Origin of the sequence: Streptomyces sp. NPDC007157 (genome assembly GCF_040634235.1) — a bacterium.
Classification (GTDB): domain Bacteria; phylum Actinomycetota; class Actinomycetes; order Streptomycetales; family Streptomycetaceae; genus Streptomyces.
Genome location: NZ_JBEYFE010000035.1, coordinates 45,337 through 58,814, shown reverse-complemented (window position 1 = coordinate 58,814; position 13,478 = coordinate 45,337). Strand labels below are relative to the sequence as shown.

Annotated in this window: 11 protein-coding genes; 2 read left to right on the top strand and 9 right to left on the bottom strand. The window is 70.5% G+C overall.

What is annotated here, in order from left to right; all coding sequences use genetic code 11:
* Positions 1-29 precede the first annotated feature (29 nt).
* From ABZ642_RS40955 to ABZ642_RS40925, 7 genes are all read right to left on the bottom strand, one after another.
* Positions 30-2,318 (bottom strand): tectonin domain-containing protein, encoded by a 2,289-nt coding sequence (locus tag ABZ642_RS40955; RefSeq protein WP_360494964.1) that lies wholly within the window; start codon positions 2,316-2,318, stop codon positions 30-32.
* 521 nt (positions 2,319-2,839) lie between these two features.
* The gene (locus ABZ642_RS40950) at positions 2,840-3,631 is read right to left on the bottom strand and encodes an alpha/beta fold hydrolase (protein ID WP_360494961.1); all 792 of its coding nucleotides are present in this window, start codon (positions 3,629-3,631) and stop codon (positions 2,840-2,842) included.
* Positions 3,632-3,638: 7 nt separating this feature from the next.
* The gene (locus tag ABZ642_RS40945) at positions 3,639-5,183 is read right to left on the bottom strand and encodes an FMN-binding glutamate synthase family protein (RefSeq protein WP_360494958.1); all 1,545 of its coding nucleotides are present in this window, start codon (positions 5,181-5,183) and stop codon (positions 3,639-3,641) included.
* Between the two features lie 239 nt (positions 5,184-5,422).
* Complete coding sequence (locus ABZ642_RS40940; RefSeq protein WP_360494955.1) at positions 5,423-6,280, bottom strand: SGNH/GDSL hydrolase family protein; 858 nt, start codon at positions 6,278-6,280, stop codon at positions 5,423-5,425.
* A gap of 60 nt (positions 6,281-6,340) precedes the next feature.
* Entirely contained in the window at positions 6,341-7,354 is a 1,014-nt protein-coding gene (locus ABZ642_RS40935) for a hemolysin family protein (protein WP_360494952.1), read from the bottom strand.
* Positions 7,351-8,697, bottom strand: a complete 1,347-nt coding sequence (locus ABZ642_RS40930; protein ID WP_360494949.1) for a hemolysin family protein — start codon at positions 8,695-8,697, stop codon at positions 7,351-7,353. Before ABZ642_RS40930 ends, ABZ642_RS40935 begins: the two co-directional genes overlap by 4 nt.
* Positions 8,698-8,962: 265 nt before the next feature.
* On the bottom strand, positions 8,963-9,382 hold the full coding sequence (locus tag ABZ642_RS40925) for a GNAT family N-acetyltransferase (RefSeq protein ID WP_360494946.1): 420 nt from the start codon (positions 9,380-9,382) through the stop codon (positions 8,963-8,965).
* A 277-nt stretch (positions 9,383-9,659) separates the two neighbouring features.
* On the opposite strand from ABZ642_RS40925, the gene ABZ642_RS40920 reads away from it, so the two are divergent.
* A complete protein-coding gene (locus ABZ642_RS40920; RefSeq protein WP_360494943.1) occupies positions 9,660-10,205 on the top strand; it encodes a GNAT family N-acetyltransferase in 546 nt (181 codons plus the stop codon).
* Positions 10,206-10,296: 91 nt separating this feature from the next.
* On the opposite strand, the gene ABZ642_RS40915 is transcribed toward ABZ642_RS40920, so the two are convergent.
* Positions 10,297-11,220, bottom strand: a complete 924-nt coding sequence (locus tag ABZ642_RS40915; protein WP_360494940.1) for an SDR family NAD(P)-dependent oxidoreductase — start codon at positions 11,218-11,220, stop codon at positions 10,297-10,299.
* Positions 11,221-11,436: 216 nt separating this feature from the next.
* Here ABZ642_RS40915 and ABZ642_RS40910 point away from each other — a divergent pair, with 216 nt between their 5' ends.
* Positions 11,437-12,330, top strand: a complete 894-nt coding sequence (locus ABZ642_RS40910; RefSeq protein ID WP_360494937.1) for a helix-turn-helix transcriptional regulator — start codon at positions 11,437-11,439, stop codon at positions 12,328-12,330.
* A gap of 259 nt (positions 12,331-12,589) precedes the next feature.
* On the opposite strand, the gene ABZ642_RS40905 is transcribed toward ABZ642_RS40910, so the two are convergent.
* The gene (locus ABZ642_RS40905) at positions 12,590-13,444 is read right to left on the bottom strand and encodes a TIGR03621 family F420-dependent LLM class oxidoreductase (protein WP_360494934.1); all 855 of its coding nucleotides are present in this window, start codon (positions 13,442-13,444) and stop codon (positions 12,590-12,592) included.
* Positions 13,445-13,478: the final 34 nt, after the last annotated feature.

The following is a 13,478-nucleotide window of genomic DNA, read 5'->3' as shown; positions in this document are numbered from 1 at the left end:
GCGCCGGTTCGCCGCATCGTTGGCACGGATCAGGTGGCACGTGCCGTGGCGCCGTTGATCAGGCCCCACCCGTAATCACCGCCGATGAATCCGCCCCCGATTTCGTTGACCTCGGTCTTTCCGTCGTCAGTGACACCGATGAGGAGCACGTCACTGCCGCACCGCTGCGCGGCGACGCTGCGTATGCCGCTGCCATATGTCAGGGGGTGCCACCCGCCGGTGTTGTAGCCGCCCCACGACACCTCGGTGTTCTGGTAGGCCGCGTCGCCGAAGACGCCGAAGAACGCGAACTCCTGGTAGTAGGTGGGGGCTACGGAGATGTCCGTGAGCACCCCCTGGTTCGCGAACATCTGGGCCCAGCCCGACCAGCCGGACCCGGGGCTGGTCGCGTTGACGGTGGTCTGCCGACGGTGCCACGGGGTGCCGTAGACGTTGATGCCGTCGACCTCGATCGTCCCGTCCGCGTGGGTTCCCGCGACGATCTTGGTGAGAAGGCCGTCCATCTGCTGCCAGCCGTTCCAGTTGTCGACCGAAGGCTGCAGTTGGGAGCGGGTGAAGATCGAGCCGGCGGAGTTGGTGCCGAAGATCTGGAGGGTTCCGTTCTGGTTGCGCGCCACGGAGATCGAATTGAGGATGCCGTCGAGGCTCCTCCATGCCGACCACCCGCTCGACCCGGGGCTCGTCTGTGAGCGCGCGTAGATCAGCCCGTTCCGGTCAAGGGCGAACAGCTCGATCCGCCCGTCGGCGTTGGTCGCCGCCGCCACGGACGTCAGTGGTGCGGGGGTGTCGTAGTCAGCGGTCCAGTCCGGGGCCGCCTGCCCCGGGACGATGTGGGTGGTGTAGAGCGCGCCTTGCGCGTCGACGGCGAACGCCTGGACCCCCTTCGCGCTGTCCGTCTCGTCCTGGGAGGCCATGGCGACCGAGGAACCGGGGGCGGGAGCGACCGCGGGAAGGCCGTTGCCGGGACGTACCTCGTCGTCGACCTGGCGGTGGGTGTAGTAGGCCTTGCCGCTGTTGACCGAGGTCACGTCGCACAAGCCGTCACCGTTGACGTCGCGGAACCGGAGGTCGGCGATGCGTTCGTTCGACTGGTTGAGGTACACCCAGTGCTGGTCGCCGGCACTGGTGGCGTACCACCAGGTCACGCCCGTGGTCATGAAGGGGTCGGTGATGCCGTCGCCGTCGAAGTCGCACATGCGCTGGTTGTCACGGTTCGCCCCGAGAATGTTCCCGCCGTTGTCGTGCAGACCCGTCTCGGTCTGGTCCAGCGCGCCGTTGGTGAACGTGGTGGACCACTTGACGGTGTGGGCGAAGACGTTGTTCTCGACGTTGAAGCCGTCCGAGGGCGTGCCGCGCAGTTTGATCTCGGTCGAGTTGGTGGAGGGGAAGGAGTTGTAGGCGATGTCGGCGTACTCGCCGGCCGGTCCGCACTGGTAGTTGGAGCAGTCCCCGCGGCCGTGCATGTCGATGAGGTGCTCGTAGTGGTCCCAGCCCAGCAGCGAGAAGCCGAGCCCGGGTGACTCCATGAGGTTGCGGTACACGAGGTACCCGGTGCCGGGCCGGCCGTCACCGGTGACCGAGTGGCGGTTGGCCTGGAACTCGTTCTTCTCGATCAGCGCGTAGGCGCCGTTGTTCAGGGCCACCCCGTAGCCGGCGCCGTGGTGGTTGCCGAACGCGTCCTCGATGCTGTCCATGGTGGGGTGCTGGTTGTCATGGATGTAGTTGTCGTGCACCCACACCGTGTCGGCGTTGGCACGGTTGATCCGGTTGCCTGGATCTTGCACGTTGATCGCCGCGCCGCGCCAGCGGGCGAACTCGTCGTGGTCGAGCTCCACGTTCTGGCTGGACCAGATGTCGATTCCGTCGGCGTCCGTGGTGCCCACCGAGGCCCCGGGGTCCATCGGCTCCCCGCCGTCGAACCTGATCCCGCTGATCCGCACGTTGTCTGCGGTCCCGCCGTCGCTGTCTCCGATGGTGAGCAGCGTGCGCGGGAACGTCGTGGTGAAGATCCGCGGCCCCTTCGCGACCACCGTGCGATCGCCGGTGATCCGAACCCCGGGTGCTACCGGTATGGCCGACAGGCCGCTCAGGTCCAGATTCACGGTCCCCGCGATCACCACCGTCGCGTTGGGGGTGCCGACGGCCTGGACGAACTGGTTCTGCTGGTCGTCGGAAGTGATGCTGAAGGTCTGCGAGTCCGCCGCGCGGTCAGCGGCCCCCGCGGGTACGGCGGCCGACGCGATGCCCCCGGACACGGCCAGCGAGGTCACCAGCGCCCCGACCACTGCGAACAGCCGGCTCTTTCTCGAAATGTTCATCCCTGTCCCGGTTCTCGGCCCATGTGTTGATTCGGTGGAGCCGACCCGTTTCGAGGCCGCGCACCCTCAAAGGTGCGCGGCCTGTACAGCCCCGCGTGACCACCTGAGGGTTGGGCGTTCCGCGCCGTTCCGCGCTGTTCCGCGCCGTTCCGCGCGGCCGGCAGGCCCTCGCGATCCGCGGCAAATGCTGTACGTGCCGAATACTGCGTCCACGCTGGTGACGGACCTGATTCGACGTCATCGGACCGCGCCTGACGGGGCAGCCTCCCGCGCGGGGAAGAGGCTCGTGGAGCATGCGCGGTCCGACCGCGAGGATGATCAACTGACTGCCCGGGGCGAACCGCTACCGGGATGGGCACGTACCTGCTACCGCCCTACCGAGTCGCTGCCGGGGGCGATCGCCGAGGGTGGGGCGCCCTGTGGTGGATCGTTGTACTCGCCGCGGACGGGCCTGTCACGCGAGAGGCGAGAGCGCAGTGCTGGGGTGCCTGAAGCTGCTCTAATGAGGCGAAAACGACCTCTCACGCACCCGAAACGTCCTTTCCTGCGGGTCGTGAGGCGTGGATGTACTGGTCGGCCCAGGCGCTGATGATGCGGGCGGCTCGCTGCGCGTGCCCTCGTGCGGTCAGGAGATGGTCTGCTCCTTCGAGCGAGACGAAGCTTCGCGGGTGCCGCGCCATGCGGAAGATCTCCCCGGCGTTGGCGATATCGACGGTGTCGTCGGTGGGCGAGTGCATCACGAGCAGCGGCTGGTCCATCTCACGCACCCGCTCGTGCAGACGGGCACGGCGGACGTCCTCGACGAAGGCACGCTTGAGGACCAGGGTCCGCCCGCCGACGAACCACTCGTGCTGCCCCTCACTGAGCACGCGGTCCACGACCGCGTCGTACTGGTGCTCCACGTGGCTGGGGTCGGCGGGCGCCCCGATCGTGGCGACCGCGCGGACGCCGGTTGCCTCGGCCGCCGCGGCGATGGCGGCGGCGCCTCCCCACGAGTGCCCCACCAGCAGATCCGCCGGAGTCCCCCGCTCTGCCATCAGGTTTGCCGCGCGGACGGTGTCCTGGACCTTGACGGTGAAGGAACCGTCACCCCAGTCGCCGTCGGAGTCGCCGATCCCGAGGTTGTCGTAGCGCAGAATGCCGATCCCCTCGCGGGCCAACTGCTTGCTGACCCGCGAGGCGGCCGGCGAGTTCCTGCCGAGCGTGAATCCGTGGACAAAGATCCCCCAGCCCCGGACCTCGCCCTCCGGCAGGTCGATCGATCCGGCCAGCTCGGGGCCGACGACGCTCTTGAATCTCACTTCCTCGGACACGTTGCGATCACTCCGGCCGGGTGTTCGTCGAGGTCGGCGTGGAGACGAGCAGCTCGGTGATCTCCTTGGCAAGGTGCGGGCCGAGCTCGCCCCAGCCGTCCTTGTAGCCGTAGACACCGGCCAGGGTGCGGGCCTCGTAGTCGCCGTTCATGATCTCGATGTCGTCGGCGGTGATGAGCCCCGGGTGGGCGACGCCGACAGCCGACGAGACCTTCATCAGCTCCCTGCGCAGGGTGCGCAGGTAGACGGCGGTCCGGGTGGCCTTCGAGGTCGGGTCCAGGCCACGGGCCAGCCACTGGTTCTGGGTGGCGATGCCGGTGGGGCACTTGTCGGTGTGGCACTTCTGCGACTGGATGCAGCCGATCGACAGCATCGCCTCACGGGCCACGTTGATCATGTCGGTGCCCAGGGCGAAGGCCACCGCGGCGTTCTCGGGCAGGCCGAGCTTGCCGGAGCCGATGAAGGTCAGCTCGTCGGTGAGCCCGAGCTCGGCGAAAGTGCCGTAGACCCGGGAGAACCCCATCCGGAACGGCAACGACACCGAGTCGGCGAAGATCCGCGGCGCCGCTCCGGTGCCGCCCTCGCTGCCGTCGACGGTCACGAAGTCGACGCCACGGTCACCACGCGCCATCAGCGCGGCCAGCTCCTGCCAGAAGTCCAGCTCGCCCACCGCGCTCTTGACCCCGACCGGCAGACCGGTCTCGGTGGCGAGCAGTTCGACGAAGTCGAGCATCGAGTCGACGTCGGTGAACGCGCTGTGCCGCGACGGGGAGGCGCAGTCCTTGCCGACGGGGATGCCGCGGATTTCGGCGATCTCCGGGGTCACCTTGGCGCCCGGCAGCAACCCGCCCAGCCCCGGCTTGGCGCCCTGGGAGAGCTTGATCTCGATCGCCTTGACGGGGGCGCTCGCGACCACGTCCTTGAGCTTGTCGAGGCTGAAGCTGCCGTCCTCGTTGCGGCAGCCGAAGTACGAGGTGCCGATCTGCAGCACCAAGTCGCCGCCGTTGCGGTGGTACGGCGACAGGCCGCCCTCGCCGGTGTTGTGCATCGTGCCCGCCAGCGCCGCTCCCTTGTTGAGCGCCGTGATGGCCGCGCCGGAGAGCGAGCCGAAGCTCATCGCCGAGATGTTCACGACGCTCGCCGGCCGGAAGGCCTTGGCACGCCCGCGCGGACCACCCAGCACCTTGGCCGAGGGCAGCGGGGCCTGCGGGTCGTGTGTGTCGGGCAGAGCGTCGGCGAAGGTGCGCTGCTTCAGGTAGGCGTGCCCCTGGACGTGCTCGACGTCGACCTCGGTGCCGAACCCGAAGTAGTTGTTCTCCTCCTTCGCCGACGCGTAGATCCAGGTGCGCTGGTCACGGCTGAAGGGGCGCTCCTCCTCGTTGGACGTCACGATGTACTGCCGCAGCTCCGGCCCGATCGTCTCCAACAGGTACCGAGCGTGCCCGATCACCGGGAAGTTCCGCAGCAGCGCGTGCCGCTTCTGGACAAGGTCGCGGGCTGCCACCAGCGCCACTGCTGTTGCGGCGACCGCGCCGATCCTCCTGGCCAGCATGAACGTTCCTCCTCGAGGCACGGCTCTATCGCCACACGATGGAGGCCGCTTGTGTCACATCGGGCGCCAGACGGCGCACACGGTCAAGGGCACGCCGGCGCCATCGAAGAAAGCGAGACGACTCTAGAAGGCCCCACGAATATGCACAGCGACGGCAGTCACACCACCCGAACCACCGGGCCCAGGCCTCGCCCGCGCCCCGCGTGTGATCGGTGCATGGCAGTCGGCGGGGCTCCGGGCTAGGGCCCCACCCGTCGCCAGTCCGTCACGGGGCCGGGGTTTGTGTGGTCCGCGGGGGTGACCCAGAAGGCTTTGCCCAGCTCAGCGCTGAAGTGGGCGCCTGTCCGGCCGTCGCCCGAGGAGCGGCCGGTCAGGCGACGGCCTATCCACGGCAGCAGGTGCTGCCTGGTGAAGCGGGCGTCCGCGACCCGGCGCGCGGCCCAGCCGGGCGGCGGTGTGGCCGGCATCGGCGTGTGCCACTCGCTGTCCTCGGCCTCGTACCCGAGGGTCTGCCAGACCGCCTCGGCGACCCGGCGGTGCCCCTCGGCCGTCAGGTGCAGCCGGTCCACGTCCCACATCCGGGGGTCGGAGAGCGAGGGGGCGCCGTACAGGTCGACCACGACGGCACCGTGCTGCCCGGCGAGCTTCTCGACACAGTCGAACAGCTCCTCCATGCGTGGCCGGAACCGCTCCAGGACCGGGCCCTGGCGGCCGGGGCTGCGCATCAGCACCAGCTGCTCGCAGGCCGGTGCCAGTCGCTCCACCGCCTCGGTCAGCAGGTCCTGGACCCGGACCATGTCGCACTTGGGGCGCAGGGTGTCGTTGAGGCCGCCGACCAGGGTGATCACGTCGGGCCGCATCGCGACCGCCACGTCCACCTGCTCCTCGACGATCTGCCCGATCAGCTTGCCGCGCACCGCGAGGTTGGCGTAGCGGAAGCCGGGGGTGCGGGCGGCCATCCGGGCGGCGAGGACATCGGCCCAGCCCCGGTACGAGCCGTCGGGTTGCAGGTCCGACATGCCCTCGGTGAAGGAGTCGCCGACCGCGACCAGGCTGGAGTACGTGGGAAGCGCGGGGTGCACAGGGTTCTTCTGCATGGCGACAGAGATGGTATCCCGAGGCGCATACCCGTCGGTCGGTCCCTCCTCGGAGGTGGGCTACGCGTGCTGCCCGAACAGCTCCCGCAGCACGTCCTCCATCGTCACCAGCCCCGCCAGCCGTCCGTCGTCGCCGAGCACGCCCGCCAGATGGGTGCGGCTGCCGCGCATCGCGGTGAGCACGTCGTCCAGCGGGGTGCTCTCCCGCACCCGCGCGATGGGCCGCATGTCCCGCAGCCGGAACGCCTCGTCCCGTGGCGAGGCGTCCAGCGCGTCCTTGACGTGCAGGTAGCCGACGATCCGCCGCCCCTCGTCGACCACCGGGAACCGCGAGAAACCCGACTCCGCCGACAGCCGTTCCAACTCCTCCGGGGTGACGCCCACGCGCGCGTAGACGACCCGTTCCAGCGGGACCACCACGTCCCGCACCGGCCGCCGGCCCAGCTCCAGGGCGTCGTGCAGGCGTTCCTGCGCCCGGTCGTCGATCAGGCCCGCCTCGCTGGCGTCCTTGACGATCTCGGCCAGCTCGGTGTCCGTGAAGGTCGCCGCGACCTCGTTCTTGGTCTCCACCCGCAACAGCTTGAGCAGGCCGTTCGCGAAGGCGTTCACCGTGAAGATCACCGGACGCAGCGCCCGGGACAGCGCCACCAGGGGCGGCCCGAGCAGCAGCGCGCTGCGCACGGGCTCGGCGAGCGCCACGTTCTTCGGCACCATCTCGCCGAGCAGCATGTGCAGGTAGGTCGCCAGAGCCAGCGCGATCACGAAGGACACGGCATGGCCGGCGCTCTTGGGCACTCCGACCGCGTGGAACACCGGCTCCAGCAGATGCGCGATGGCCGGCTCGGCGACCACACCCAGCACCAGCGTGCACAGGGTGATGCCGAGCTGGGCGGCGGCCAGGAGCGCCGATACATGCTCCAACCCCCACAGCACGCTCTTGGCCCGCCGGTCGCCCGCCTCGGCGTGCGGCTCGATCTGGGAGCGGCGCACGGAGATCAGCGCGAACTCGGCGCCCACGAAGAAGGCGTTGACGACCAGCGTCGCGAAACCGATCAGCAGCTGTACGGCGGTCACCGGCGCCCCTCCTTCTTCCGCTCCTGCTCGTCGTCGTCGGCGAGCGGCGCGTGCAGCAGCACCCGGGCCGCCCGCCGTCCCGACGCGTCCACCACGTCGAGGCGCCACCCGGCGACCTCGACGCCGTCCCCGGTCTCGGGTATCCGTCCCAGCTCGGTCGCGACCAGCCCGGCCAGCGTCTCGTACGGCCCCTCGGGGGCCCTCAGGCCGACGCGCGAGAGCTGGTCCATACGGGCCGCGCCGTCCGCCGAGTAGAGCGCGCGGCCCTGCTCGTCGGCGCCGGCGGGGGCGAGGTCGGGTGTCTCGTGCGGGTCGTGCTCGTCGCGGACCTCGCCGACGACCTCCTCGACGATGTCCTCCAGGGTGGCGACCCCGGCCGTACCGCCGTACTCGTCGATGACGACGGCCATGGTGCGCCGGCCGCCGAGGCGGTCCAGGAGGCGGTCGACGGTGAGGGACTCGGGGACCAGCAGCGGCTCGCGCATCACCTGGGCCACCCGGACCCGGGCCCGCTCCGCCACGGGCAGGGCCAGGATGTCCTTGATGTGGGCGGTGCCGACGACCGAGTCGAGGCTGTCCCGGTAGACCGGGAAGCGGGACAGCCCGGTCGCCCGGGTCGCGTTCGCCACGTCCTCGCAGGTCGCCCGGACCTCCAGGGCGACGACCTGGACGCGCGGGGTCATCACGTTCTCCGCAGTGAGATCGGCGAGGTTCAGCGTGCGCACGAACAGCTCGGCGGTGTCCGCCTCCAGCGCGCCCGCCTTGGCGGAGTGCCGGGCCAGCGCGGCCAGCTCCTGGGGCCCGCGGGCGGAGGCCAGCTCCTCGGCGGGCTCCAGGCCGAACCGTCGTACCACCCGGTTCGCGGTGTTGTTCAGGTGCGTGATGAACGGCCGGAAGGCCGCGCTGAACCAGCGCTGGGCGTTGCCCACCCGCTTGGCCACGGCCAGCGGCGAGGAGATCGCCCAGTTCTTGGGCACCAGCTCGCCGACGACCATCAGGAACACCGTGGACAGCGCGGTGCCGATCACCAGCGCGAGCGAGCTCGCCGCCGATCGTGCGATGCCCATCGCCTCCAGCGGGCCGGCCAGCAGCTTGGCGATCGACGGCTCGGCGAGCATGCCGACCACCAGATTGGTGACCGTGATCCCGAGCTGCGCCCCCGAGAGCTGGAAGGTCAGGTGCCGTACGGCCTTGAGGGCGCCCGCCGCCCCGCGCTCGCCGCGTTCCACGGCGCGTTCCAGTTCGCCTCGACCCACCGTGGTCAGCGAGAACTCGGCCGCGACGAAGGCACCGCAGGCGAGCGAGAGCAGGATCGCCACCAGCAGGAGGAGCACTTCGGTCATCGGGTCACCTCCGTCCCATGATCGGACAGGGCGGACGGGACCGCGCGGTATTGCCGGAACCGAGGACCGGGAGGCTCGCCCATGGGCGGACGCTCACACACCTTTCATCGAGGAACGGGACGACCCCTCAATGGTAAAGGATCGGCAAAGGAGACTCCCGATGGCGCCTCCGCAACCGATCCGCGGCTGGCGGCTGGCGGCTGGCGGCTGGCCGGGTCGTCCGTCGAGGCCTGCTTGCTCGCCGGCGTCGCCTCGCTGACGTCGGCTACAGCGGTTTGACCCAGCGTCGCCAGTGGTCCTCGCGGTGGTAGCCGGCGGCGGCCCATGTGCGGTGGGCCTGTTCGTTGGCTTCCAGCACCATCGCGTCGACGCGTCGTCCGCCCAGGGCGGCGAAGCGTTGTTCCGCGGCTTGCAACAGTGCGGTGGCGATGCCTTGCCGGCGGTGGTCGGGGTGTACGGCGAGCCGGTAGGCGGAGCATCGCCAGCCGTCGAAGCCGGCTATGACGGTCCCGGTGAGGAGGCCGTCCCGCGTCGCGAGGAGCAGCGCTTCGGGGTCTCGTGCGATGAGTCGGGCCACGCCGTCGTGGTCGTCGCTGATACTCGTTCCTTCCGCGGCGACGCGCCAGAACCGCAGCACGGTGTCGATGTCCGAGAAGGTGGCGCAGCGGATGCGAAGATCGCTCATGAGCCGAGCCAAGCAGGGCGCGCGCCTGTCTGGCGAGCGAGTTTTCCGTACCGTCGAGGGCGCCGTCGGTGGCGGCCGGGTCGGCGGTGGAGTTCAGCAGGGGGCCTCGGCGCAGGGGTGTGAGTGGGGGAGGTGCGGGAGATCCAGGGATCTCGAAAGGAGAAAGCAACAGCCGCAACCGGGGTTGCCCAGGGCTCCTTCGGCGTCCCACCACGTGCTGCGCCCCGTGGTCGGCGCGTCTTGATCGCTTCCGGGCCCGCTGGCTAGGTTGGCAGGCATGACCGACTCCAGAGACCTCGCCTGGCCGCCTGCCCCGATCAAGACCGAGCGCCTCGTACTCCGCGAGTCCGAGGCAGGGGACCGTGCGGTGGTCATCGAGCTGAACGCCTCGCCAGAGGTGAGCACCTACCTCGGTGGCCCTCGACCGCGTGCCGAGCTCGAACGCACAGTGCCCGAGGTGCCCGGGCAGCGCCCCGGCTTCTTCGTGGTCGAGCTCGACGGAGCGGCCATCGGCACGGTCCTGCTCGACCCGCACGAACCCGAGCTTCCGGGTAACCGCCGGGAGGCCGGGGGGACCGGGCTCGGCTACCTGTTCCTGCCGGAAGCGTGGGGGCAGGGGTACGCCACCGAGGCGTGCGCGGCGGCACTCGACTGGTTCGCCGGCGCGCTGCCCGGCGAGCCGGTGGTGCTCTACACCCAGACCGCCAACGTCCGTTCGATGCGCCTCGCGGCGAAGCTGGGGTTCACCGAGGTGGAGCGCTTCGAGGCGTACGGCGCCGAGCAGTGGTTCGGCGTATGGCCCTCGGTCGCCCCGCTCGCCTGAACTCGGGCCCGACGACTCCGAGCCACGGGACCGTCGAGCGGTGGTCGGCTTCGGCGTGCACAACCCGCGGTGGCACGCGTTCGACGGCGGATCAGTCCAGGAGGCCGGCCGTTGCGGTCCACAGGCGTTCGGCGTTCGCCGGGTCCAGGGCATAAGGGGCCACACCGGGTACGCCGAACTCGGCGGGCCGCTGGGAGACGCGCGGGGATTCGTTCACGTCCTCGAAGTAGCGTCCGCCCAAGCCCTCCGCCAACGGGGACGCGGCCAGGAACACCGACGTCGCGGCGCCCTGCTCCACCGTCTTGCGGTGAGGCTCAGGGGTCTTCAGACCGCCGGTGTGCCGCTGCAGGTTGGTCGCGATCGCTCCGGGGTGCAGGGCGTTGGCCCTGATGCCGGCACCGGCCCAGCGGCGGTCGGCTTCCACGGCCATGAGGATCTCGGCGGTCTTGGACTGGCCATAGGCGGCCAGCGGGTCGTAGGGGCGGAAGCGGAAGTCGAGGTCGTCGAAGACGACCGGCGAGAAGAGGTGCCCGCTGGAGGACACGTTGACGACGCGGGCGCCGTCGGCGGCGGCCAGCGCGTGACGCAGTCCCAGGGTGAGCGCGAAGTGGCCCAGGTAGTTCGTGGCGAACTGCTGCTCGTGCCCGGCGGTACCGCGCTCGAGTTCCGGGAGCATCATGATCCCGGCGTTGTTGACCAGGATGTGGAGAGGCCCCTGCCACCTGTTGGTGAAGGCGGCGACGGACGCCGGATCGGCGATGTCGAGGTGCCTGGCGTGGATCGCCTGACTGCCGGTTGCCTCGCGCAGGTCGGCGGCGACCTGCTCACCTGCCTGAAGGCGGCGGACGGCGAGGGTCACCTCGGCGCCGGCCACCGCCAGGGCCCGGGCGGTCTCGACGCCGATGCCGGATCCGGCGCCGGTCACGACGGCGCGCTTGCCGACCAGGTCGACTCCGTCGATCACCTCGCCGGCGGTCGAATGGCGATCGAAGCGACTGTGAAACAGGTCGGACACGGAGGTCTCCTCCAGTGGGGCCGCGTCGTAGCGGGCGCGGGCCAGAGATGAGCGGTGTGATGCCCGGCCGCGGGCCCTTCGGTGGGGCGGTGACCGGATCGCTTCACGGGAACTTGATCTCCACTGTGCGGCTGCCGGGAGAGGGCGGCCAGGCCCCCTGGAGACCGGGACCGGCAGGGCCACCCGGACGGCGTGCATGCGACCTAACCTGGCGGTATGGCAAATTCCGGCGATTCGGGTGCTCTGGCCGCCTACCTGCGCGCCCGCAGAGAGCTCGTCACCCCCCAGGACGCGGGCATTCCCGACGCGGGAAACCGTCGGGTGGCTGGGCTGCGCCGAGAAGAGGTCGCCTTCCTCGCCGGCGTCAGCTCCGACTACTACGTCCGCCTGGAGCAGGGACGCGACCGACGCCCCTCCGAGCAGGTGCTGCGCAGCATCGCCCGCGCCCTCCAGCTGGACGAGGAGTCCACCGCCTACATGCTCCAGCTGGCCGCCGCACCTCAGCGCCCCCGCCGTGCCCGCGCATCCCGCCCCGAGAAGGTCAGCGACTCCCTCCGCACGCTCATCGGCACCTGGCCGCTCACCCCCGCCTACGTGCACGGCCGGTACATGGACGTACTCGCCGCCAACCGTCTGGCGACCGCGCTGTCGCCGGCCAACACACCGGGCCACAACGGCATCCTCGACGCCTTCCTCAATCCGGAGATCCGCGAACTGCACGAGGACTGGGAGGCCATGACCGCCAGGGTCGTCCCCTATCTGCGCTCGGTGGCCGGTGCGGACATCCAGGAACCGCGCTTGATAGAGATCATCGGCGAGCTGTCCCTGCGCAGCGAGCGATTCCGTCGGCTCTGGGCCCGCCAGGACGTCAGGCACAAGTCGACCGGCACCAGCCTGCTGCGCCATCCCCAGGTCGGCCCTCTCGAACTGCACTACGAGAAACTCCTGGTCCCGAGTGCTCCGGGCCAGACCATCGTCACCTACCATGCCCGCCCTGGCAGCGACACCGAAGACCGGCTTCGTCTGCTTGCCGCCCTGGACGTCGGCGAAGGTCGTCACGGCACCGCACAGCCCTCCGTCAGTGAGACGAGGACCTTCCCGGCGGAGTGACCTCGCCGAACGGCTGCAGGACCCGGTTGCGACGGGCGTCGGGGGCGCATCGCATGCCGTACCCCGAGAGCGCGTCGCTGCTCAAGACCGGTGGGACCGGGCCGGGCCGGCAGGTGATCCGGATCGGCGCCGACCTGATGGCGCTGGGCCCGTAGGGCGCGCTCGCGGTATTCCGGCACCTGCGGGCCGACGCGGCATCGGCACGGGGGAGCGGGAGGGCCGGCCCGGCACGGTCGCCTGTCCGCAGCCGCGGGTCCCGCTATGCGGACAGCTCCGCCAGCACCGGCGCGAAGACCTCCAGGTACGGCTCCAGGACGGTCAGATACGAGAACCCGTACCGCTCGCGCAGCCCCCGCACCCGTCCGACGACCTCCGCCAGGGTGCCGACCAGGACCGTGGGCAGGGCGAGCGCCTGGGCCAGGGTCAGTTCGGGCCGTCGCTCCAGCAGCGGGCCGAGTGCGGACTGCGGGTCGTCGGTGATCGCGACGATCTGGATGAGCAGGTTCCGTTCAGCCGGTTCCGCGCGGCCCGCCGCCAACTCCGCGTAACGGGCGACCCGTTCGTCGAGCTCCTCCGCCGGGACCGGCTCCAGGCGGCCTTCCGTGCTGCCCGGCGTCAGACGGGCTCCGCTGAAGGCCGCGATGTCGGCGTGCTCGGCGGTCAGCCGCAGCATCCGGTCGCCGTTGCCGCCGATCAGCAACGGCACCCGGCAGCCGTCCGACTTCAGCAACTCCTCGACCGTGCGCCGCAGATGGTCCACCCGCTCGCGCGGCGAGCCGAACGGCAGTCCGGCCCGCTCGTGCTCCGCCTGCACATAGCCGGTGCCGAGACCGAGTTCGAGACGGCCGCCGGTCAGCGCGGCGGTCGTCGCCACCTCGCGGGCCAGCAACACCGGGTTCCAGAAACCCGCGTTGAGGACGAAGGTGCCCAGGCGCGGCCGTTCGGTCGCCCCGGCGGCCGCGACCAGTGCCGGGAAGGGCGCCGGCATCCCCAGGTGATCGGGGACGAGGAGTACGTCGTACCCGAACTCCTCGGCGCGCCGGCACTTCGCGCGCCACTCGTCGGCCGATGCGGGCGTGAGCAGGTTGACCCCGAAGCGGAACGGGCGCGGCATGAACTCTCCTCGGTGGTGGGGGACTCGGGTGTCA